Below are 23,377 nucleotides of genomic sequence, written 5' to 3' on the forward strand. Positions count from 1 at the left end.
AGTTTGTGTTATTTATTCGCTGTTATACACGGAATAGAGAGTGAAGGGAACGGTTTAGATGAAGAATGAAAAGGCAGTTGTTGTTTTTAGTGGTGGACAAGATAGTACAACTTGTTTGTTTTGGGCGTTACAACAGTTTAAGGAAGTTGTAGCAGTCACGTTCAATTATAATCAACGACATAGCTTAGAAATCGAAGTGGCTAAATCAATTGCTGAGGAATTAGGTGTTCAACACCATATTCTGGATATGTCCTTATTAAACCAGTTAGCTCCAAATGCTTTAACTAGAGCAGATATAGAGATTGAACAAAAGGAAGGAGAACTTCCATCAACCTTTGTTCCAGGTCGAAACCTGCTGTTTCTCTCGTTCGCAACGATCTTAGCCAACCAAATTGGAGCAAAACATATTGTAACAGGGGTATGTGAAACTGATTTTAGCGGGTATCCTGATTGTCGGGATGCTTTTGTAAAGTCATGCAATGTAACATTAAATTTAGCTTTAGATCGTCCATTTGTCATCCATACACCACTTATGTGGATTAATAAAGCAGAAACATGGAAAATGGCTGATGATCTTGGTGTTCTAGACTTTGTACGGAATAAGACACTTACATGCTATAACGGAATTATTGCTGAGGGATGTGGTGAATGTCCGGCATGTGACCTACGTCAAAAAGGACTTAATGAATACTTGGCTGAAAAAGAGGTGAATGAGCAATGATGCAACAAATTTATCCTCAAGTACAACATCCTTACCAGTTTGAGTTAAACAAGGATATGCATATTGCAGCAGCGCATTATATTCCTCATGAAGATGCTGGGAAATGTCAAAAAGTCCATGGTCACACGTATTTTGTCAACATTACTATTGCTGGGAATGAGCTTGATGAATCTGGCTTTTTAGTGAATTTTGCATCATTAAAAAAACTGATTCATAACCGTTTTGATCACTCCTTATTAAATGATCATACGGATCTTTTTTCTGAAAAAGATCCTAATTATTTTCCTACAACTGAAGGTGTCGCACGAGCAATATATGAAGTGATTCAAAAGGACTTAGATACAAAACCAAATCAACCTAAATGTGTTCAAGTTTTTGTAAGAGAAACACCAACTAGTTATGTTGTGTTCCGTCCAAAACATAAGGAGGAACTATCGTGAAAAAAGTACCGGTTTTAGAAATTTTCGGCCCAACCATCCAAGGTGAAGGGATGGTAATTGGTCAAAAAACAATGTTTGTTCGTACTGCTGGATGTGATTATTCATGCAGTTGGTGTGATTCAGCATTCACTTGGGATGGATCTGCAAAAGATGATATTAGACAAATGACTGCTGACGATATTTGGACAGAGTTAGTTGAATTAGGTGGAGATTGTTTTTCGCATGTCACCATTTCAGGAGGAAATCCAGCTCTTTTAGCAAATCTTCAAGAACTTATTACCTTGCTTCACGAAAAGGGAATGAAGATAGCAATCGAAACACAGGGCAGCAGATATCAAGAATGGTTAAAGCAAATTGATGATTTAACAATTTCTCCAAAACCACCTAGCTCTGGTATGAAGACGGATTTTGAAAAGCTTGATCATTTAATTCACGAGTTAACAATAGTTGAAAACAACCAGTCTATTAGTCTAAAAGTTGTAGTGTTTAATGAAGAAGATCTTCAATATGCTAAACATGTTCATAAACGTTATCCAAACATTCCATTCTACATGCAAGTAGGGAATGATGACGTTCATGGTACTGATACAGAGCATCTTATTCAACATCTACTAAAGAAATATGAATGGTTAATCGATCAAGTTATTGCTGACTCAGAATTAAATACTGTACGTGTTTTACCACAGCTTCATACATTAGTTTGGGGAAACAAACGCGGCGTGTAATCTTAGAAGGTAAGGAGGCCATATCATGGCAGGAAGAAAAAACGAAGAATTAAAAGACGTAACATTATTAGGAAATCAAGGGGTCAAATATTTGTTTGAATATTCCCCAGATATTTTAGAATCATTTGATAATAAACATCCGAATCGTGATTATTTTGTGAAATTCAATTGTCCGGAATTCACTTCACTATGTCCAATTACAAACCAACCAGATTTTGCGACTATTTATATTAGTTATATTCCTGACAAAAAAATGGTTGAAAGTAAATCGTTAAAGCTATATCTTTTTAGCTTCAGAAACCATGGGGATTTCCATGAGGACTGTATGAACATCATTATGAATGATCTTATTGAGCTAATGGATCCACGTTATATTGAAGTATGGGGAAAATTCACACCACGTGGAGGCATTTCGATTGATCCTTACACAAACTACGGAAAACCAGGAACAAAATATGAAGAAATGGCACAATACCGTTTAATGAATCATGACTTGTATCCTGAGACAGTGGATAATCGATAAGAAGTATGTATTTTGCAGTCATGTGATATTGTACTGTGAATGAGTGATTTAATGTGATGTCACAGTGACGATATTTTAAGGTGTAAATGAACGATATAAGTGTGATATATAAAGACAATCCATACGGAATTTCACAGTGTTTCACTTTTCAGTGGACGTAGTTATAGCAAAAGTTATGACACTTCTTGTTGCTGGCTTGACTGCAGAGTTTTTTCTCAGTGATCCAGATTAAAGATCTAATTCTTAACTATTTTTAATTTAGATAGGTATTATACAGATAGTGTGTTATGCTCTAGTTAACCATTTGAATACCTTTTAATTTGTTTGCCTTCCCCACTCATTTTTGAGTGGGGATTTTTAGTATCTAAAAATAGAGAAATAAAAAAGGACTCTAATATAGAGTCCTTTAATAATTACGCTTTGTTTACGTTAGTAGCTTGAAGTCCACGTTGACCTTGTTCAGTGTCGAATGTAACTTTTTGACCTTCATCTAAAGATTTAAATCCTTCGCCTTGGATAGCTGAGAAATGTACGAATACGTCGTCTCCACCTTCAACTTCGATGAATCCGAAACCTTTTTCTGCGTTAAACCATTTTACTGTACCGTTTTGCATGCTTGTTTCCTCCTGGGTGGATTTAATCCACAAATTATTACTATAGTTGCTCAATTAGATATCAAAGGCGAAAAGTTTAAACACTATTCTTTCCTTACAGACCGAACAAAAATAATTCTTCTTTATCTTAACAGATAAATTTTGGAAAAGCAAATAGGTTAAGAAAACCAGCTTCAATCAGTGAGTTATTTTTCTTATATATAATTGATAAATTTACTGATAAAATATTAATTTATCATTTTGTATTATTTGATTATGCCAGTGTACTCTATTAAAAAAATAGCTAATATAAAATGAAAATGAAAATACAATAAATTAAAAGATCTTATCCAGGAGGTGCCTATTATGGAATTTCATGAAGCTTCCAACCTGCGAAAGGAATGGGAGAAAAAGGGAAATCAAGTATGTAATCACCCACAGGTGGAACAGCGATTTTTAGGAGAATATGCAGGTGATTTTGCATGCAATGTATGCGGACAGACATTTCTTTCTCGTCCATTTGGAGGTATGGATGAAAATGAAAACGGGACTGACCAAAAAGTCTAGATAATTAGACTTTATGGTTCAGTCCTCTTTTTTATATGAAAGGATTTTATCATTTCATAGATTTATACATATTTATGATTATTTCAATCGACAGAATAATTTTATCTGTTTTCATTAACAAGAGCTTGTTAGATCGTCGCCATTTCCATTTCCATTTAAAGGAATTTGTTGGTGTTGTAATACTTTTAATGTTAGATCCATAACAATTTTTTCTCGTAATGTGCTATAGCACTTAGCAGGTGTGTGTGCTTTATGAGGAGAAAAATCTAATTCAAAGAAATCAGCTCCAATTAGTTCACAGAAAGGCTGTTCATTGTAAAGTACACTGTTCTCAAAGAAATACTTATCTAATCGAGGAGATTCTAAACCTACAGGATCGATAAATTGTGCTCTTCTTTGCTCGCCAAATCCAAAGATTGGTTCATTTAACAATTCTGCAGAAATATCAGCAAAACCAGAGAAAGGAACATTTGCTGTAGTTGTGCGAATTGAACCATTGCAGTCATTTGTTGCATATTCAATGTTTTTACGAATATATCCTTCTACAAATAATTTAGCTCCAGCAGTAGTGAAGAATCCAGTATCATCAATTTCTGTAAAAGGACCAACAGGAACAAGTTTACATTGAGTTAAAAATACATCTTTTAAAACACGTTTAATTTCAGCTGCTGGCGGATTTAGCGGAATATCTGCTTCTACAACTACTTGAATAGTTGGTTCAGCTAAAACAAGTGGCACCTTGATTAGTGGGCTAACTAGATTTGGATTAACAACAGCAGGACCAGTAGAAACCGGGAGTTGTGTTTCTGTACGAGACTTCACTTCACAATTCTTTTTAGCATTTAAACAATTTGCTTTACTAGTTGAATTCTTTGGATAAAAACCCATTATAATTCCTCCTAAAAAGTAATATTTAAACTTTACACAATACCTTATTCATTTTGTTCTATTATGAATGGATGATATTACTAGTTTTATAGTGGAATTTAAGAATAGGTTTTTTTATTACTATGGTTATCTAGATATATTTACTAGAATTTACAATCTGTAATTGTAGTAAGAGGATCTTTAATTCGATAATAATCTTCTGATCGATTTGATAATTGATAGCTTTTACCCAAGCTCGAGGTGGTATTAATTCATGGTTAATGGCAGGTATATATTCTATTGTTTCTTCAATATAACCCTCAATAAATAAGGTTCCTTTTGAAGCATACCTTTTGGTTTTGTTCGATTCTTGAGAAAAGCCAGTGGGAAGAAATTGACAATTAGTTAACACTAATTCTTTGGAAACATCAATAATGTTAGAAATTCCTTTTTTAAAAGGGATCGATCTATTAAGAATTATTTCTGTTTCATAGTCACCAAGTACAATGGGGAGTTGAGCTTTTGGAAATGTATTGTTATTTTCGTGTTCAATGTTATCATTCGTATCAATTGAAGAAGAATGTTCTTTAGAAAGTGGAGTAAAATTGTTTGGTTCATTTTCTTTTTTCTGATTCAGTTTTGTTGGGTCTTTTTGGTATAAACTGGTGATTACATGGATGTTGGAATGTACAAGTTTGCAAAAAGGTTGTTCTTGGTAGTAGGTAGAAGTGATAAATTGCTGTGTGTAAATGCCTTGGTCAGGTTTATTATTATCGGTATGTTGCAAAGTGTGCTTTATTTTATCTCCATAAATGGGTTTATGAAGAAAACAATCAATATGAATATAACTTGAAAAGGGAATCTTCGTAAGTTTCATCTTTGGTCCATTTGTTGGATGTGAATTTCTTGTCATACTAACCGATCTAGACTTTTGGAGAGGGGACGAGGGTTTCATTTTATGATTTGTTATTCTAATCATTACTTTTTCACTCCTGTCACAAAATCATTACTTATTATTTATGCAACTAACGTTAATTTGCGCCTAATCCGAAGAAAATCTCTAGTTATTTACAGTGAAAAATTAGAGTGTTTTAAAGTTTTGTCTATTTTTAAATGTTATTTTTGATTTTGGATATCTATTTACTATGCCTCAAATATATTTACGATTAGATTTTTTTCATCAACTTTCGATGTATTCAAGAGATTTAGCGGCAAAACAAAGAGGATGATCAAACATGTCTTTTACCTCCAAATAGTAGAAAGGAACAAAAATAAAACGAGAAGGACATATTGTCCTTCTCGTTGTTGATTTTCTATTAAGAAAATGAATCTTTAATAATTTTATAGTTTTTATGATTAACAACGGTGCGTCTATCAAGGTCTAAATCATGAAAATTATCCATATACGTTAAATCTACGATAACGGAATTTTCATTTACTTTTTCAACAACACCTGTTAAACCATCCTTGAATTCAATGATACTGCCAACTTTAGCGATCTTCATTGCCTCGCTCCTTTACATATTCTTCTACGATTAGATATTCTCTCTTTCTCTCTAATCATTTACGTATACGCTTAATGCGGTGAGCCAAAGGCTCTAATGAAATAGATAACCCCTATTAGAATTATTTAACACTATTTTTTTTAGTAAGTAAAGCGTTTTTATTAATTTTTTCAAATAAATGACAAATAACGATTTTGTTTCCATGTAATCAAGAAGAATGACTTTTTAAGCAATACTTGAAAACTGATCATGATGGTGATTTATGTTATATTAAAAAATAGTTTAGTTAAAGGAGCGTTCAGCATGAAAGACACAGGTTTAGTACTAGAAGGTGGCGGTATGCGCGGGATTTATACAGCTGGTGTTTTAGAGTATTTTATGGAACAGGATTTATATGTTCCATACGTGATAGGCGTTTCAGCTGGAGCATGCTTCGGAGCCTCCTATTTATCTAGGCAAAAAGGGAGGAATCGCAAAGTAAATATAGACTATGTCACACATCCAAACTATCTATCTCTTCAAAACTATGTGAGGCATCGTCAATTATTTGGGATGGATTTTATCTTTGATGAAATTCCTAACTCACTTGTACCATTCGATTATGAAACCTTTTATAAAGGCCCTGAGGAATTTGTCATTACAGCAACGGATTGTCACACAGGTTTACCGGTTTATTTTAATAAAAAGGATTATGGAAATGATATGTTAACTGTCATTCGGGCATCAAGTTCATTACCATTTATTGCACCTGTTATTGAATATAAAGGGAAACATTTACTTGATGGAGGCATTACTGATTCCGTTCCAATTAAAAAAGCAGAAGAGGACGGAAATAAGAGAAATATTGTTGTTTTAACAAGAGAAGCCTCTTATTTTAAGAAAAAATCAAACATTAGATGGTTATTAAACAAGGCATATCGCCAGTATCCTAATTTAATAGAAGCAATTTTAATGAGACATAAAATGTATAATGATACGATCACACATATTAGAGAGCAAGAAAAACAGGGAAAAGTGTTTGTTATAAGACCAAGCTCAGCATTGAAAGTTGGAAGAATTGAGAGAAATCAACGAAAATTAGAAGAGCTATATTCACTTGGTATTGAAGATGCTAAAAAGGAATTTAAGCGTCTCGAAAATTGGTTGAAGGCAACCAATTAACCTGCTCAATCTTCTTGCAAATAAAGAATCCTTTATCTATAATGAAAATCTGAAAATTTCTTACAAAGTGAGGAAGAAAGATGGACAAGCAAACGATCAATGACATTTTAAATAAATTAAAAGATGGGGAATTACATGAATACCATGTAACAAAAGAGCAGTTTTTATCCTTTAGAGAGGTCCTTGTTGCTCGTGAGGATTTTAAGCATTTTCGAGGAATCGCACAGCAAGGTGGACATGTTGTCTATCGTTATTTAAAAGAGCCTAGAAGTTAGATTACTATAGCTTCTAGGCTCTTTTTTATTCGAATTTTTGCCCGTTAAGCTTTATTAAACATATGGCATGTCTACCATATTTTGAGGGGTGCTATCGATGTAGATTCCTGTTAGTCTTGTGTATGTGGCCGGGAAAATAGCAGATAAAAATGGAAAATTGATTTAAAAGGCAACCTTTAGGAGGTTATAAATCTATGAAAAAAATGATAGTAAAACTTGTTGCTGTTTCAACATTAGCTTTCTCGCTTATAGCGATAGCGGCACCACAATCAAAAGCTAATGCTGCAACAACACATCAAGTAAAATCAGGTGATACATTTTGGTTAATTGGTAAAAAATATGGTGTACCTGTAAAAAAGATTATGTCAACAAATAATAAATCATCACATTTATTATTCGTCGGTGAAAAATTAGTTATACCTCAAAATGTAACAACTGCTGAGATCGATCTGTTAGCAAGACTTGTTCATGCTGAAGCAAAAGGCGAGCCGTATGCCGGGAAAGTTGCGGTAGCATCTGTTGTATTAAATCGTGTAGATAGTTCATTATTTCCGAATGACATAAAAAATGTTATTTACCAAAAGGATCAAGGTTACTATGCCTTTACACCAGTACAAAACGGAACAATTGATCAACCTGCTGATTTATCTGCAAAAAAAGCTGTAAAAGAAGCATTAGCATTTCGTGGAATGGGCAAAGGTTCTTTATATTTTTATAATCCTAAGACAGCAAAAAGCTCTTGGATTTTTTCTAGAGAAGTAACAATTACAATTGGTAATCATCGTTTTGCGAAATAGAAAAATATCTTGAGTAAGGAGCACCTGCAGAGGGTGCTCCTTTTGTATTTCTATCTGCATAATTCTATCAAAAATTGGAAACCTAAGAAAAATGACTTAATTGGAGCGTGCAGCGGAATTAAATGAGTAAAAAAACGTCAGAAAATAATTTAGTAAATGAATCAATTGTACAAGTTGTCAATAAATTTAAAATGTCTTCTGATTTTATTCAATATAGCGATAAGAATAACAATGTTCAATACTGGTACTCGTATTTTCGTACATTAATTGATACAGGGACGCTTCAAAAGATGGTGATTCCTGCACTTAAAGATAATAATTGGCAGTCTCTTATCGAGTTGAAAAATACAATTCCGATTGAAGAGGTCCTTTTCACAACTGATACAAATACGATTAAAGACAAGCTGCTTGACGGATATATTCTTATTACGTTAACGGAATATGGTGTCCATTGTTTGCTAGTCAAGGCTACTCTTAATAAAGCTCGTGATGTTTCATTACCGGAAGTTGAGTTTAGTGTTGTAGGTCCAAAGGAAGCGTTTGTAGAAGCAATTGAAACAAATATAAATTTAATTCGTAAAAGAATTCCTGATGAAAAATTACGAATCCGTGAGCTGCAAATTGGGAAACTTTCTAAGACAAAAGTTGCTGTTTTATGTATTGAAGATATTGTAGATGAAGAGAATTTTCGTACAGTGGTACAGCGAATCAATGAAATTGAATTTGATCAAATTAGTGACAGTTCGTTTATTACTCAGATGATTTCAGATAATCATAACTCACCATTTCCTCAGCTCTTGGATACGGAGAGGCCTGATCGGGTTGCTTCTATTCTTGCTGAAGGGAAAGTAGGCGTTATGGTGGATGGTTCTCCACATGTTTTGATAGGACCAACAACCTTGGTCGAATTCTTTTCAGCGTTTGATGATTATTTTTACAATTGGGTAAACGCTTCATTTATTCGACTTGTTCGATTATTTGCCGTTGCATTTTCTATTTTGGTTACACCTGTCTATGTCGCTACTTTATCGTATCACTATGAATTAATACCTAATGATTTATTAAATACACTGGTTTCATCTCGTCGAGAGGTACCATTACCTCCATTATTAGAGGCGCTATTTTTAGAATTAACGATTGAATTATTACGTGAGGCAGGAGCACGACTTCCTACTAAGGTTGGTCAGACAATCGGTATCGTTGGGGGAATTGTTATCGGAACAGCTTCGGTAGAAGCAGGTTTAACAAGTAATATTTTGCTTATTATTGTTGCATTAGCAGCACTTGCCTCATTTACTACACCTATTTATGCAATGGGTAACACGATTCGAATGCTTAGATTCCCATTTTTACTATTTGCTGAGTGGTTTGGTTTATTAGGTATTGTGCTTTGTTTTTGCTTTTTAACAACACATTTATTGAGGTTAACATCGTTAGGAAGACCGTTTTTAGAACCGATCTATCCTCCAAGAACAGTTGACATGAAGGATGCATTAATTCGATTGCCATTTTCATTAATGTCAAAAAGACCGCAACAATTGCGGCCAAAAGATCCAATTCGGTTTTCATCTAAAAAAGCAAGAAAAAATAAAGACATTGATGAGTAAACGAGGTGAGTACCATGATCAAAATAGCTGAGCGATTTCAAGTATCTCATTTTTTAGTATTTTATTTAATTCACTCCCTTCAATTTGGAGTCGGTGTATTAGGCTTTCAAAGAATTGTATCTGAAAAAGTAGGAAGAGATGCTTGGATTTCAGTTATTATTGCTGGGATCATGGTTCACATTTCATTATGGATGATATACAAGATTTTAAAAAACTCAGGCGGTAACGTAACCACAGTCCATAGACAGATTTTGGGTAAATGGATTGGAGGGGGATTAAGTGCTTGTTTAGCTCTCTATTTTTGTTTACTAGCTATAACGGTTCTAAGAACGTATATTGAAATTGTCCAAGTGTGGATGTTTCCAGACTTGGATGTATGGGTTTTTACGTCCGTTTTTCTTTTTCTTGTCTTTTATATCATTTCTGGAGGCTTTCGTGTTGTGACTGGTATTACCTTCTTTGGGGTAATCCTCCCAATCTATGTGTTGTTTACCTTTTTGTTTCCACTGGAATTTTCAGAGTTGAATAATCTTGCTCCCCCTTTGAATCATTCATTAAAAGAAATGGCGCAATCTACAAAAAGTATGTCATTAACAATCATTGGATTTGAAGCATTACTTGTTTTTTATCCATTTATTAAAAATCCAGACAAATCAAAAAAATGGGCACATATGGGTGTTGCATTTAGTACTGTAATCTATACGTTAATCATGATGGTTTCTCTTGCTTATTTTAGTGAAGAACAGCTACAGAAAAATGTGTGGGCCACGTTGACTATTTGGAAGATCGTTGAAATGCCATTTGTTGAACGTTTTGAATATATAGGAATTGCCAATTGGTGTTTAATTATTCTTCCTAATGTTTGTTTATCATTTTGGTGTGCTACCAGATGTTTAAAAGATACTTTTAAAGTGAATCAAAAAATTATCCTTGTGATCATATTGCTAGGATCTTTTATGGTCATTTCCTTAACACAAACAAGAGAGCATATTAATATGTTAAATGATCTAGTTGGACAAACTGGATTTTATATTATGTTTGGTTATATCCCGTGTCTCTTTATTATTAATTCTATCTTTAGAAAAGTTAAGGGGAGAAAAAGATGAGGATTAAATTATTATTAACAATCGTTGTAATCTTTCTCCTTTCAGGTTGTGTAGAAAAAGAAGTTATTGATGATGTAAATTTAATTGTTGCCGTGGCATACGATTTAACAGAAAATGGAAACATCCGCGGGACGGCAGATGTTAATACATATATGAAGGATCAGCCTGTGAGAGATTATCAAATTATTGGTGAGTCTAAGCTTAGTCGAGATGTAATGTCGGAAATGCAAAAAAAATCTCAAGATCCTCTTGTTATAGGGAAACTGAAGGTTGCCTTGTTCGGCGAGAAGTTAGCCAGGAAAGGATTATCAGAAATCGTTGATACATTACAGCGTGATGCATCAATTGGAGAACGATTATTGTTAGCTGTTACAAGGGATGAAGCAATGACACTGTTGGAAGGTGATTTTGCCACAGTTGGGGCAGCAAGATATATGTCAAACTTAATTTTACATAATATTGAAAGTCGTGATTTGCCTAGAACAAATTTACATTTATTTTTATATCAACACTACTCACAAGGTCAAGATCCTTTCCTGCCTATTTTAAAGAAAAATGTACAAAATGGAAATGTAGAAATAGATGGGATTGTGTTAATGGATGATGAAAAAGTTGTAACAGAACTTCCCAATGAAAAACTACTGTTTTTTAAAGTACTCACTGATCAATACTCAAAAGGTTCTCACACCGTAGATATCCCGGATTCAGAAGACTCAGCGGTTGTGAAAAGTTTGTCATCCTCAAGAAAACTAAAGGTGATTTCTGAACAACCACTTAAGGTGAAAATTGATATAAAATTAAAAGGATATATAAATGAATATACAGGTGAAAAGATTACCCCAAAAATAAAGGGAGAAATTATTCAAGCATTTGAGAAAGAAATGGAAAAAGAAACGTTGGCTTTAATCGAGAAATTTAAAGAGCTTAAAATAGATCCAATTGGAATAGGGGATGATCTTCGCTCACAGATCCGGACCTTTAAAATTGAGGAGTGGAGAGAGCGAATACCAGAGCTACAGGTGGATGTTCATGCTGATATTACCATTTCCGAATCTGGTGTTGTAGACTAATTAATTAGAAAAAAGAATTTTGACAAAATGTAAAATTTAATAAAAAGCTTGTTTTATTTAGGAACCTTGTCTCATATCCTTTAGAAATGGAATTGTAAAAGATAAGGGGACTAAGACATCATGAATACTTTTGTTAAAGGAACATTGCTGCTTGTCATCGCCGCATTTTTTGGAGAGTGCTTAGAATTTTTTATTAATATGATTTTAGCTAGGGAGCTTGGAGAAGAAGGAATGGGAATGTACATGTCCATTCTACCGGTTATCTTTTTTGTGGTGATCATTGCAAGCCTCGAACTTCCTGTTTCCATTTCAAAATTTATTGCGGAAAAACAACGTGAAACGCATTTTTATATGCTAAAGCACACGTTAATTCTCACGCTCATTTTCACTTGTTTGTTTTTTGCCTGTGCTGTTATCGTATTACCGTATCTTCCTGTTTTTCACGGATATCATCCAAATGTGAAATGGCTTATTACCTTACTTATCCCTGTTGTATCGATTTCTTCCATCGCCAGAGGATATTTTATGGGTGTCCAGCATATGGGCAAAATAGCTGTTTCTAATTTTTTTAAAAAACTTGTTCAACTCGCCATACTCTATTGGGTTTATCAATCGTTTCAATTCAACATCGAATTAGCGCTTTTAATAGCACTAGCTACATTAATTGGCAGTGAACTTCTTGTTTGTACATATTTAGTCGCGATGTATTTTATAGAAGTTCAAATTCTTAGTAAAGAAAAGAATAAATATATAAGAGGAAGCAAAGTGCGTCGAGCACTTTTTGCTGTTTCGTTTCCGACGACAGGATTAAGGCTTTTTCATTCTTTTACACATGCGATTCAACCTTTTTTAGTAAAGGCAGCGTTAATTGCAGCTGGTTTTTCCACGGTTATGGCAAATGAGCATTATGGTATGCTTGCTGGTGTTGCGATGTCAATTGGCTTTTTCCCAGCTTTTATCGGACATTCTTTAATGGTTATGTTAATTCCAAACGTATCTGAAGCATATGCAAACAATGAAAATAATAAATTAATTCGATTGCTTCAGCAATCGATGATTATCACATTGCTATATGGTGGGATTGCCATGATAGCAATATATTTTTATGCTGAACCATTAACTCATCTGTTCTTTGAATCATCAGCTGCTTCTATTTATTTAAAATTGCTATGGCCGTACTTTCTGTTTCACTTCTTCATTATTCCAATGCAAGCTTATTTAATTGGTCTAGGTTTAGTAAAGGATGCCCTTTTTCATACAGTCTGGTCACATATTATCTCTTTCGGGATGATGTATGTACTTGGCTCAATGGAAACTCTTCAAATGAAGGGGATCATTCTTGGGATGAATATGGGAGCAGTACTTCTTATGCTTATGCATTATGTAACGATTTGTAAAAAGCTGGGTGTGAGTGTTTATTTTCTTAGAAAGAAGTTTACGTATTAAAAGGTATGTATGCAGGCAAATAGTTGTCTGTATACATACCTTTTTTTCTTGTTGGTAATAGTAATAACAAGCATAACAAGGTGGTGGTTGAAATGAATAAAGCAAAATTTTTTAAGGTCTTTCTTTTTATTTTTCTATTAACTAGTATCGAAATGAACAATATATCGAAGGTAAATGCCTTAAATGAAGGTCAAGAGGCAAGTGATTTTAGACTTGAAACTAATAAAAATCAAACGATTCGTTTGGAAGATCTAAAGGGAAAAACGATTGTCTTGAACTTCTGGACAACCTGGTGTACATATTGTCAGGAGGAATTAGCAGAATTACAAACATTTTATGAAGAAAAAGGAGATAACGTGGAATTAATCGCTGTTAACCTTACCTCATCAGAGCGAAGTAAGCAAGGTGTCCTTCACTTTATTAAAAAGTCAAACATTCCCTTTACGGTCCTTTTGGATGTGAAAGGTGAGGTTGCAGAACAATATAAAATCATTGGTCTGCCAACAACGTTTATTATTGATAAAAAGGGTAATATCAAAAAAAAGATATTAGGTCCAATTACATCAGAGATGCTTCATAAACAAATTGATCAACTGTAAGGAACAGCCAGTGTGGCTGTTTCTTTTTTATCCGTTTGGAAAGGAAAAAACTACTTCGAAAGAACCTCAAAAAGTTAAATTCTCTATACTAATGGGAAAGAATAAAATAGTGAGAAGAATTATCGTTATCAATAATTATTATAAAGTAATAATTATAATAATTATTACTTGAAAAAGAATTCGTATTTGTTATAATCGTATTATATTATTATTTATAAGCATTTAGAGTGATAAAGGTAGAAAAAGAGAAAAATATTGGGAAGTGATGATGAATCTTATTCTCAATTAGGGAGTGAAGTAGGATGCAAATCAACAGTGCTACACAAATAGAACATCAAATTGATTCGAATAAAAATCGGTTTTATATGAAATGGATCGAACATATTGAATTAATCAATGCGGTTATATCAGGAATTCTAATCGGGTTTGGTTGGTACTTTAATGTACAAGGAAATGAAAGTGCAGCGATTCCATTATTTATCTTGGCATTTGTAATAGGAGGATTTGCGAAGGCAAAAGAAGGAATCGAAGAAACCATTGCGGAACGAACATTGAACGTGGAACTGCTCATGATCTTTGCTGCAATAGGTTCTGCTATTATTGGGTATTGGGCTGAAGGTGCCATTTTAATTTTCATTTTTGCTTTAAGTGGCGCATTAGAGACTTATACAATGAACAAGAGTCAACGTGAAATCTCATCATTAATGAGCTTACAGCCAGAAGAAGCTTTGCTTATTGCAAATGGTAAAGAACGTCGGGTACATGTTTCTTCCTTAACAATCGGTGACACAATTTTAGTCAAGCCAGGTGAAAGAATTGCTACAGACGGTTATATCTTATCTGGAAGAACGTCAATTGATCAATCTCCGATAACAGGAGAGTCAATGCCTGTTGAAAAAGAAATAAATGATGAAGTTTATGCTGGAACAGTAAATGGCAGTGGATCTATTACTGTATCAGTTACCAAAAAAAGTACTGAAACGATGTTCCAAAAAATTCTAGATCTTGTTCAATCTGCACAATCAGAAAAATCTCCTTCACAACAGTTTATTGAAAGGTTCGAGGGAACCTATGTCAAGGCAGTGTTAATCATGGTTGCTATTATGATGGTATTACCACACTATTTACTCGGGTGGAGCTGGAATGAAACGATATACCGTGCATTAGTGCTTATGGTAGTTGCTTCTCCTTGTGCACTAGTAGCCTCAATTATGCCTGCTACTCTTTCTGCCATTTCAAATGGTGCTAGAAAAGGTCTTTTATTTAAAGGAGGCATCCACTTAGAAAGATTAAGTAAAACAAAGGTTGTTGTTTTTGATAAAACAGGTACATTAACAAAAGGAGAACCAGAGGTAACGGATATTTTAACGTTAGATGATGTGGAATCGAAAGAATTTTATGAGGCTGTTCTATCAATCGAAAATCAATCAAACCATCCACTTGCGAGGGCAATTGTCGCGAAAATTAATCAAGTTTTTCCTGCTGAAGTAGCACAAATGACCTCTGTTGAGGAAAAATCAGGTTATGGTGTGAGCGCAAATATTCATGGAGTACATTGGAAAATAGGTAAAGCTGATTTTGTGGGAAGAGATATAGCGGATTCTTTTCAAAACGACATCAATGCAACTCTTTCGAAAGATGGGAAGACAATTGTGTATGTTCAACGTGAAGGGCAAATCATCGGACTCATTGCATTAAAGGATGTTGTAAGAGATGAGGCAAAAGCAGCTATTCAAAAGTTGCAAAAAAATGGTGTAAAGACGGTTATGTTAACGGGTGATAGTCTAGAAACAGCAAAAGCAATTTCAAAAGAGCTTAAAATCGATCTATTTAAGGGAGAATGCTTGCCAGAAGACAAGGCCACAGAAATAAAATTATTAAAAGAAAAATATGGTACAGTAACAATGATCGGAGATGGGATAAATGATGCTCCTGCGTTAGCAACAGCAGATGTAGGGATTGCAATGGGAGAAGGAACAGATGCGGCTCTTGAAACAGCTGACATCGTGTTAATGAAAAACGAACTATCTAAGTTAACCGACGCATTAACTTTATCGAATAAAATGAACCATATTGTTAAGCAAAACATTGTGTTTTCGATGTCCGTTATCGCTTTATTAATTTGCTCAAACTTCTTTCAAGTGTTAGATCTGCCGTTAGGTGTCATTGGTCATGAAGGAAGTACAATTCTCGTAATCTTAAATGGATTGCGATTGCTCAGAGGAATATAAATGAAAAGAGGGATACCACCGATTGTTTACGATGGAATCCCTCTTTTTTGTGGTATAGGAAATTATAAAATTCTTGTACTGTGGATAAGCGCGCGTCATCCATCTTCAAAGCACAGGATGTGCAAATGCAGTCTAGGAGATTGACGTCGCGTTTTTTGACTGCCAGCGCCTAGCTCCTCTAGGGTCTAACAACAAATGAATTGAAGACAAAGAACGTCTTCTATTCATTTGCGTTTTATTTGCTCTAGGCTGTTCAAGGCGCTTGCGCTTGTTCTTTTACATTTTAATTGTCTCTTCTGATGTTGAGACAGGAACTTCTTCTTCATCCGGTTGATTACAAACAATGATATATGATGTGACGAAGCAGCAAAAGCCAATGATCCACCCGAAGATCGTACTATAGTAAAAGGTATCAATTAAAAGCATACCTACAATTGGGGCAAGAATTCCCATCATACAAAGTACAAAAATCAAATGACGTTTTACCCATTGAAGCACAACGAACAACTCCTTAATAGGAAGAAAGATTGCATTATAGGATCATTATACAAGAAAAAGAACCTTTGTAGTATCAAGGAAATATTAAAAACAGATTACAAATATTACTTTTGGTTGATTTTAAATAATGACGTTATATCCATATTTAACTTTTTCTCTTCATGATTCAATTTATATCTTTTCCTAGTATAAGTTCAGTGTCAATTGACCTGATAGAGTGACCATTAAACCCTCAGAAAGGGTGTGCAGACAGCTAACAAAGTATAAATTTTCTAGCAGTGTGCTTTTACTTGGAAATTTAAAACCGCCATTTCTCTTGCGATCCGTGACAACTCCCTATAAAGATCCACCGTTTGCTCTATACAATTTTTCAATGGGGTAATGGTATATTTAGAATTAAGTTCATTCTTAGATCTTTTACACCCATTCGTTCAAGCTTATTAAGGATTTGATTTCAGTATTCATCTTTTTTATCTTCCTAGTTGGTACTGTTTTTTAATACCTTGTCATAAAACCAAACCACACACGGTTGATGATAATTTTTCTTCCTATTGCTTGAATTGGTTATTATTATAGGTTTTCATACTATCCATGAACACAGAATTCATAACTTGAGAGTTGATTATTTATCTTAGAGTAATGAAGGGTGACAATAAGAACCGTTTTTGGCTTGATGCATTGTGCTTTCTAATGCTGATTGTTATCATGAAATAGTAAGTTTTTTGAAGGGTAGTGACATTATGAAAAAGCGTCTAGAAAAAGTAATGGGATGGCTGAAAGATCAAGATATCGATCTATGCTTTGTCCAATCAAAGGAAAATGTTTTCTATTTTACACAATTTTATACAGACCCACATGAACGATTGATGGGGATTTTTTTGTTTAAGGAGCAAGATCCATTTTTAGTTTGTCCAAACATGGAAGTAAACCAAGCAAAATCTGCGGGTTGGTCATATGAAGTGATAGGATATAGTGATCATGAAAATCCTTGGGAATTGATTGATCATGAATTGAAACAACGTCAAGTTTATGTCCAAAGGCTTGCTATTGAAAAAGATGTGACACCTTATAGTCGCGCAGAGGTTTTGTTAAAGATAACAGATCATCCAGAAATTATATCTGCCGAGGATAAATTAAATCATCTTCGTGTTATAAAAGATGATCATGAAATACAAATCATGAGAGAAGCGGCAAAGTTGGCAGACTTTGGAGTCCAAATCGGTATAGATGCTCTTCAAACAGGTGTTACCGAAATGGAAGTATTAGCAACAATTGAATATGAATTAAAGAAAAAAGGAGTCCGTGAGATGTCCTTTTCTACCATGGTATTATTCGGTGAAAAATCTGGTGACCCTCATGGGAACCCGGGTCTGAGAACATTAAAAGAAGGTGATTTTGTTCTTTTTGACCTTGGTGTTGTCTTGGATGGTTATTGCTCGGATATTACAAGAACCGTTGTTTATAAAAAAGCAACGGACCAGCAAAAGCAAATCTATGACACAGTTCTTCAGGCGCAAATGGCTGCATTGGAAGCAAGTAAGACGGGAACAAGAATTGGTGATTTAGATACACTAGCTAGAAATATCATAAAGGATGCTGGTTATGGTGAGTTTTTTCCACATCGTCTTGGCCATGGATTAGGTATTAATGTTCATGAGTATCCATCAATGAGTTTTACAAATGATGAATGTTTAGCAGAAGGAATGGTCTACACAATCGAACCGGGAATCTATATACCATCAATAGGCGGAGTGAGAATAGAAGATGATGTTGTTATTACTCAGGACGGGTATGAAACATTAACGAAGTTTCCTAAAGAATTTTTGATTATAAAATAGAATTAGAGGATTGTATTTATCATGATGAAAATTGAAAAAAGGAGCCATTACTTACTTCTTCTTTTCGTGTTATTCCTTTTAGCAGGTTGTGGTCGCGATCACACAGCTAATCTACTAAATGCAGAAGTAACAAAGGTAGTAGATGGTGATACACTTCAAGTCATAATCGATGGAAAGAAGGAAACAATTCGCCTATTGTTAGTTGATACACCGGAAACAGTTCATCCCTCAAAGGCAGTACAACCATTCGGACCTGAAGCTAGTGACTTTTTGAAAGAAAAAGTGAATGGAGAAGAGGTTCAAGTTGAACTGGGGATAGGAGAAAGAGATAAATATGGACGATTGCTCGCATATGTCTACCATCATGATCAGATGATTAATAAACTATTGCTTGAAAAAGGGCTAGCAAGGGTTGCATATGTGTTCGAGCCAAATACAAAATATATTGATGAATTTTATGATATTCAAAAGCAAGCTCAACAAAAAGAGATTGGAATATGGAGCCTTGAAAACTATGCAACCGATGATGGCTTTCAGGATCAAGGGACAGAAGAAGATCCAGAAAATAAGGCAACCTTTAATTCTAGTTGTAATATTAAAGGAAACATAAATTCAAAAGGAGAAAAAATCTATCATACTGAACAATCTCCTTCCTACAAGGTTACGAAGCCGGAAGAAATATTCTGTACCGAAAAAGAAGCGGAAGAAGCAGGCTATCGAGCAGTGAAAAGATAAAGTTTAAACATCCATCAATGGAGGAATCATCCCCCGCTGATGGATAGTTGAACGAATCGACATTAATCCTCTACCTACATTCTTGGTAAAATCTGAAGCTTTTAGTGGGGATCTTACTGCCCGTTAAGAGTGGGATAAAAGGTGATATGAGTGTTTAAAAACGCTCATGTCACCTTTTTTTATTTTTAGATTTTTTCTGAAAGTCAAATGATGAGTGATTAGCTTATCTTTGTTGGAGTGAGCAAAAGCAACGAATAAATAGCTGTTTAGGATAAGAAATTTAGGCAAATCTATAAAGGAGGAATTTTTTGGTGAAAAGCTTTTGTTTTGAAACTTACTGTTTAAAATATTTCTTCCAATGTGTCAAAAATTTAAGGTTTACCTTAATTAGCATATTCGTTGTCGTCCTAGACATAAAAATTAAGAGGTTTGTAACAAAGGAGGATGGTTTTTATGAAGAAAATAGCAGTGTTAACAAGCGGGGGAGATTCACCGGGAATGAATGCTGCAATCCGTGCAGTTGTCAGAAAAGGCATACATGAAGGATTAGATGTATATGGTGTTTATCAAGGTTATGCAGGATTAATGGAAGGAAATATAAAAAAGCTTGAATTAGGATCTGTAGGAGATATCATCCATCGAGGTGGAACGATTTTATATTCTGCAAGATCTGAGGAATTCAAGAAAGATGAATCACAATACAAAGGAATTGAACAGCTAAAAAAATTAGGTATTGAAGGACTTGTTGTGATCGGTGGCGATGGGTCATATCGAGGTGCTGCAAAATTAACGGAAAAGGGTTTTCCTTGTATGGGTCTGCCAGGGACCATTGATAATGATATTCCCGGAACAGACTATACCATTGGCTATGATACCGCATTAAATACTGTGATAAGCAGTATTGACAAAATCAGAGATACTGCAACATCACATGATCGAACATTTATTATTGAAGTAATGGGGCGTCATGCAGGGGATATTGCTTTGTTTTCAGGGTTAGCTGTCGGTGCAGAGACAATTATCGTACCTGAGAAGCCGTATGAGATCGATGATGTAGTTGATAAGCTGAAAAAAGGGATTGCTAGAGGAAAAAAACATTCCATTATTGTTTTGGCAGAAGGTGTTTGTTCTGCAAGTGAACTGGCAGCAAAGTTAAAGGAAGATTACCAATTAGAAACAAGAATTTCAGTGCTTGGGCATATTCAAAGAGGCGGTTCACCAACTTGTTTTGATCGTGTTTTAGCTTCTAGATTAGGAGCTAGAGCCGTAGAGTTATTAATTGAAGGGAAAGCGAGTCGAGCCATTGGGATGCAAAAACAAGAAATTGTTGATCAAGATATCATCGAACTTTTAAAGAAGCGTGATCCTCTTCCTGAAGATGTATACACACTTTCTAAAGAGCTGTCAATATAAAATCAATAAACATTGATGGAGGCTGGCCAGTACTTAATAGGATCGTACTGACCAGCCTCTTTTTTTGTTGTCGTAAATTCCTTATGTAAGTAAAGGAATACTTTTTAATATTCGGTTTTTACTGACGCCTTTAAGATATAAGCCCTGCCTCTCTTATATCGTTGCGGCTCCTAGGCCGCGCCACTTTATTAAGCGTCTTGCTTTGGTATTAGTATGATGTCATTCGCAGCGCGCTTAGTTATGTATTACCCTAAAAAGATAGGGTAAAACCTATAGACAATCTATAAATCTTACTATTGTAAACAAATATTTATCCCTTTTTAAAAAATGAACAAGCATTCGTTTTTGTTTTTGCCATAAAACATCATTGTAAAGCGTATGATGGATAGAAAGAACTTGTGACAGATTTTTATTAAATTGGGGGGAGAAGAAAATGACAGAAAAAGAAAAGGCGAAGTGGATCCAGGAGATAGCAAATGAAATGATAAAACACTCTGTGAAGGATGTTAAAGGTAGAAAAGTAAGTGACCAGGATAAGGCTGTTGAATTACTTGCCAGGGCAATACATGATTTTTCGGAATTATACATTAATAAGAAAGCAGACGATGATGAGATTTTAAAAGGGATATTAGCAAAAGTGAAAATTGCTTCAAACACAATCGAACAAGTAAAAAAGCCGACAGTTGTGATCAAAAGAGTGTAAAGAAGTGGAGTAGGCTAATATAACTAAAATAGGAACACTTGTTCTATTTTTGGGTTTGATGTGGTACAATTAGGTTGCAGTTTCATTGGATCGAACAAGCCCCTTCTGAAAGGAGGTGATGCTTGTTGACCATATATGAAAGTTTAGTATCAATGTTTTCGTTTGCCTCTTTAATCATCGCTATTTTGGCATTCTCGCAAAAAAAATAGACCCCACACTGAGGCCTGCAAAAGTTAAATGTGTTGATCCGAATGAAAACTGCAGACTGTGGATGCTGCAACATCCACGGTCAATCGATTATTATTATATCACAAAGAGAAAGAAGAAGCAGTATCTGTGTACCAGCCATTACTCGTTTATCTCAAATTTTAATTCATTAAATAATGTTGTGAAATCAAACTGAATGTCAAAAAAGAGGGGGGTGTTTTCATCATTATATAGAATAAGTCTAGACTGATTGTTGTCTTCTATATTGTAAACGAATAAAACCTCCGTAATATATTCCTCGAGCCATTTGTTTTTTACATGAATTGACGTTGTTAAAGGGATTTTAATAAGGTATCCCTTCTGAGGTAGCGGGTTTGCTTGAACAGTAATGTTTTTAATACTTTTTAATGCTTTTTTTACTTCATGATCAATTATGGCTGAACTATTTTTTTCATGAATAATATTGTTTGATTCTATGTCTAAAATTTTTATTTCCTGATGTCCGTTAGCATGAACATGATTTAAATGCATAATACCGGTAAAAAGAATTAGGTGTGTAAATACTATTACTTTCCTCAAGTTAGATCACCTCTTTTTATAGCCTTCCCTATCCTTAAAATTTATTCCTAAATCGAAAAATGTTTCCCTAATCTTTGAAGAGTATTGATTGGTAATATTTAGGTTTGTTTAGATTTAAAGTTATATCAGAAGACTGATTCTTAAGTACTGAAATAAAATGAATATACTTTTTACTACAAAAATCGACAAATTTATTGACGTCCATGCTTAACTTTTGTACGATATGTTAGATTGAATGTAAAGGAGCTGTGGATTTCGTGAAGGAGTCCTTTAAAATAATAAAGACATTAAATAACAATGTATTAATCGCTTCACATGAATCCTACGGTGAAGTGGTTTTAATTGGTAAAGGCATAAGCTTTGGGAAAAAACATGGAGACATTATTCAAGAACAGAGCTATGAAAAAATGTTTGTGCTTACAAATCGAAAAGAACAAGAGCAATATAAAATGTTATTATCTGATGTTGATGAAGAAATGCTTGACGTTGTTCAAGATGCTATACGGTATATATTTGAACGGGTTGAAAAGCCGCTTAATGAGCATATTCATATTGCACTTACTGATCATATAACATTTGCTTTAAAGCGGTTGCAACAAGGGATGGATCTGAAGAATCCCTTTTTATTAGAGACAAAATCTCTTTACCCTTTTGAATATGAGTTAGCTACAGAAGTTATTCAGCTATTAAATAATGCGTTATCTGTAGAGTTGCCGGAAGGTGAAATAGGCTTTATCGCTCTTCATATTCACAGCTCTATATCAAATAAACCATTATCAGAAGTGAATCAGTATTCTCAGCTAATCAGTCGTTTAACGGAGGTAATTGAAGATTCCTTAAAGGTGAAGGTTGACCGGGACAGCGTCAATTATTTAAGGTTAATTCGCCATCTTCGTTATACTATTGAGAGGGTTAATTCTGGGGAATCCGTTTCTGAACCAGAAAAATTATCTTTTTTGTTGAAAAAGGAATATCCATTATGCTACAATACTTCTTGGAAAATGATAAAAGTCATGCAACAGGTCCTAAAAAAGCCTGTTTATGAAGCTGAAGCAGTTTATCTGACAATGCACTTATACCGATTAACAAATAAATAATTGTAACCGATATTATTCACGTGTTACTGATTCGATCAGGCATGAGTGAACAAGGTGTTTTTATTTGCTATTTT

Annotated in this window: 26 protein-coding genes; 20 read left to right on the top strand and 6 right to left on the bottom strand. The window is 34.4% G+C overall.

The annotated features are described in order from the left end of the window. Nucleotides 1–58: 58 nt before the first annotated feature. Genes queC through queF form a run of 4 tightly spaced genes read left to right on the top strand, consistent with a single transcriptional unit; the run spans nt 59 to nt 2,409 of the window. The gene (gene queC, locus AC4GZ8_RS11985; RefSeq protein WP_491082079.1) at nt 59–721 is read left to right on the top strand and encodes a 7-cyano-7-deazaguanine synthase QueC; all 663 of its coding nucleotides are present in this window, start codon (nt 59–61) and stop codon (nt 719–721) included. After that, on the top strand, nt 718–1,161 hold the full coding sequence (gene queD, locus AC4GZ8_RS11990) for a 6-carboxytetrahydropterin synthase QueD (protein WP_491082080.1): 444 nt from the start codon (nt 718–720) through the stop codon (nt 1,159–1,161). The genes queC and queD overlap by 4 nt, the downstream gene beginning before the upstream one ends. Further along, a complete protein-coding gene (gene queE, locus AC4GZ8_RS11995; RefSeq protein WP_491082081.1) occupies nt 1,158–1,886 on the top strand; it encodes a 7-carboxy-7-deazaguanine synthase QueE in 729 nt (242 codons plus the stop codon). Before queD ends, queE begins: the two co-directional genes overlap by 4 nt. Before the next feature lie 25 nt (nt 1,887–1,911). Then, complete coding sequence (gene queF / locus AC4GZ8_RS12000; RefSeq protein ID WP_216772943.1) at nt 1,912–2,409, top strand: preQ(1) synthase; 498 nt, start codon at nt 1,912–1,914, stop codon at nt 2,407–2,409. A 413-nt stretch (nt 2,410–2,822) separates the two neighbouring features. On the opposite strand, the gene AC4GZ8_RS12005 is transcribed toward queF, so the two are convergent. Continuing rightward, nucleotides 2,823–3,023 (bottom strand): cold-shock protein, encoded by a 201-nt coding sequence (locus AC4GZ8_RS12005; RefSeq protein WP_491082082.1) that lies wholly within the window; start codon nt 3,021–3,023, stop codon nt 2,823–2,825. A 345-nt stretch (nt 3,024–3,368) separates the two neighbouring features. Between AC4GZ8_RS12005 and AC4GZ8_RS12010 the strand changes: the two genes are divergently transcribed. After that, the gene (locus AC4GZ8_RS12010) at nt 3,369–3,569 is read left to right on the top strand and encodes a hypothetical protein (protein WP_491082083.1); all 201 of its coding nucleotides are present in this window, start codon (nt 3,369–3,371) and stop codon (nt 3,567–3,569) included. A 114-nt stretch (nt 3,570–3,683) separates the two neighbouring features. Here AC4GZ8_RS12010 and AC4GZ8_RS12015 read toward each other — a convergent pair whose 3' ends face one another. The 3 genes from AC4GZ8_RS12015 to AC4GZ8_RS12025 form a co-directional block, all read right to left on the bottom strand. After that, the gene (locus tag AC4GZ8_RS12015; RefSeq protein WP_491082084.1) at nt 3,684–4,457 is read right to left on the bottom strand and encodes a CsxC family protein; all 774 of its coding nucleotides are present in this window, start codon (nt 4,455–4,457) and stop codon (nt 3,684–3,686) included. A gap of 130 nt (nt 4,458–4,587) precedes the next feature. Then, the gene (locus tag AC4GZ8_RS12020) at nt 4,588–5,415 is read right to left on the bottom strand and encodes a BC_2427 family protein (RefSeq protein WP_491082085.1); all 828 of its coding nucleotides are present in this window, start codon (nt 5,413–5,415) and stop codon (nt 4,588–4,590) included. A gap of 337 nt (nt 5,416–5,752) precedes the next feature. Next, nucleotides 5,753–5,941, bottom strand: coding sequence for a YkvS family protein (locus AC4GZ8_RS12025; RefSeq protein WP_491082086.1), 189 nt, complete (start codon nt 5,939–5,941; stop codon nt 5,753–5,755). 303 nt (nt 5,942–6,244) lie between these two features. Between AC4GZ8_RS12025 and AC4GZ8_RS12030 the strand changes: the two genes are divergently transcribed. From AC4GZ8_RS12030 to AC4GZ8_RS12070, 9 genes are all read left to right on the top strand, one after another. Then, nucleotides 6,245–7,102 carry a patatin-like phospholipase family protein gene (locus AC4GZ8_RS12030; protein WP_491082087.1) on the top strand — a complete coding sequence of 286 codons (858 nt, stop codon included), beginning with the start codon at nt 6,245–6,247 and terminating at the stop codon, nt 7,100–7,102. 80 nt (nt 7,103–7,182) lie between these two features. Beyond that, nucleotides 7,183–7,377, top strand: a complete 195-nt coding sequence (ykzS, locus tag AC4GZ8_RS12035; RefSeq protein ID WP_491082088.1) for a protein YkzS — start codon at nt 7,183–7,185, stop codon at nt 7,375–7,377. 194 nt (nt 7,378–7,571) lie between these two features. After that, nucleotides 7,572–8,174: a cell wall hydrolase gene (locus tag AC4GZ8_RS12040; protein WP_491082089.1), complete on the top strand. Its 603-nt coding sequence runs from the start codon at nt 7,572–7,574 to the stop codon at nt 8,172–8,174. A 122-nt stretch (nt 8,175–8,296) separates the two neighbouring features. Continuing rightward, a complete protein-coding gene (locus AC4GZ8_RS12045; protein WP_491082090.1) occupies nt 8,297–9,781 on the top strand; it encodes a spore germination protein in 1,485 nt (494 codons plus the stop codon). Between the two features lie 14 nt (nt 9,782–9,795). After that, a complete protein-coding gene (locus tag AC4GZ8_RS12050; RefSeq protein WP_491082091.1) occupies nt 9,796–10,887 on the top strand; it encodes a GerAB/ArcD/ProY family transporter in 1,092 nt (363 codons plus the stop codon). Next, nucleotides 10,884–11,957, top strand: a complete 1,074-nt coding sequence (locus AC4GZ8_RS12055) for a Ger(x)C family spore germination protein (RefSeq protein WP_491082092.1) — start codon at nt 10,884–10,886, stop codon at nt 11,955–11,957. Before AC4GZ8_RS12050 ends, AC4GZ8_RS12055 begins: the two co-directional genes overlap by 4 nt. Nucleotides 11,958–12,077: 120 nt before the next feature. Next, nucleotides 12,078–13,403: a polysaccharide biosynthesis protein gene (locus tag AC4GZ8_RS12060; protein ID WP_491082093.1), complete on the top strand. Its 1,326-nt coding sequence runs from the start codon at nt 12,078–12,080 to the stop codon at nt 13,401–13,403. Between the two features lie 92 nt (nt 13,404–13,495). After that, nucleotides 13,496–14,002, top strand: coding sequence for a TlpA family protein disulfide reductase (locus AC4GZ8_RS12065; RefSeq protein ID WP_491082094.1), 507 nt, complete (start codon nt 13,496–13,498; stop codon nt 14,000–14,002). A gap of 302 nt (nt 14,003–14,304) precedes the next feature. Beyond that, on the top strand, nt 14,305–16,233 hold the full coding sequence (locus AC4GZ8_RS12070; RefSeq protein WP_491082095.1) for a heavy metal translocating P-type ATPase: 1,929 nt from the start codon (nt 14,305–14,307) through the stop codon (nt 16,231–16,233). Between the two features lie 276 nt (nt 16,234–16,509). Here the strand turns inward: AC4GZ8_RS12070 and AC4GZ8_RS12075 are convergent, their stop codons facing one another. Continuing rightward, on the bottom strand, nt 16,510–16,731 hold the full coding sequence (locus AC4GZ8_RS12075; RefSeq protein ID WP_491082096.1) for a hypothetical protein: 222 nt from the start codon (nt 16,729–16,731) through the stop codon (nt 16,510–16,512). A 740-nt stretch (nt 16,732–17,471) separates the two neighbouring features. On the opposite strand from AC4GZ8_RS12075, the gene AC4GZ8_RS12080 reads away from it, so the two are divergent. From AC4GZ8_RS12080 to AC4GZ8_RS12100, 5 genes are all read left to right on the top strand, one after another. After that, nucleotides 17,472–18,569, top strand: a complete 1,098-nt coding sequence (locus AC4GZ8_RS12080) for a M24 family metallopeptidase (RefSeq protein ID WP_491082097.1) — start codon at nt 17,472–17,474, stop codon at nt 18,567–18,569. A 21-nt stretch (nt 18,570–18,590) separates the two neighbouring features. After that, the gene (locus tag AC4GZ8_RS12085) at nt 18,591–19,304 is read left to right on the top strand and encodes a thermonuclease family protein (RefSeq protein ID WP_491082098.1); all 714 of its coding nucleotides are present in this window, start codon (nt 18,591–18,593) and stop codon (nt 19,302–19,304) included. A 453-nt stretch (nt 19,305–19,757) separates the two neighbouring features. After that, a complete protein-coding gene (pfkA, locus tag AC4GZ8_RS12090; protein WP_491082099.1) occupies nt 19,758–20,717 on the top strand; it encodes a 6-phosphofructokinase in 960 nt (319 codons plus the stop codon). 433 nt (nt 20,718–21,150) lie between these two features. Beyond that, nucleotides 21,151–21,420, top strand: a complete 270-nt coding sequence (locus AC4GZ8_RS12095) for a hypothetical protein (protein WP_491082100.1) — start codon at nt 21,151–21,153, stop codon at nt 21,418–21,420. 125 nt (nt 21,421–21,545) lie between these two features. Beyond that, entirely contained in the window at nt 21,546–21,629 is an 84-nt protein-coding gene (locus tag AC4GZ8_RS12100) for a putative holin-like toxin (RefSeq protein WP_491082231.1), read from the top strand. 139 nt (nt 21,630–21,768) lie between these two features. Here the strand turns inward: AC4GZ8_RS12100 and AC4GZ8_RS12105 are convergent, their stop codons facing one another. Continuing rightward, complete coding sequence (locus AC4GZ8_RS12105; RefSeq protein WP_491082101.1) at nt 21,769–22,206, bottom strand: hypothetical protein; 438 nt, start codon at nt 22,204–22,206, stop codon at nt 21,769–21,771. Between the two features lie 257 nt (nt 22,207–22,463). On the opposite strand from AC4GZ8_RS12105, the gene glcT reads away from it, so the two are divergent. Continuing rightward, entirely contained in the window at nt 22,464–23,303 is an 840-nt protein-coding gene (gene glcT, locus AC4GZ8_RS12110; protein WP_491082102.1) for a glucose PTS transporter transcription antiterminator GlcT, read from the top strand. Nucleotides 23,304–23,377: the final 74 nt, after the last annotated feature.

This window comes from Metabacillus sp. RB-C-LZQ-3-1 (assembly GCF_058315175.1).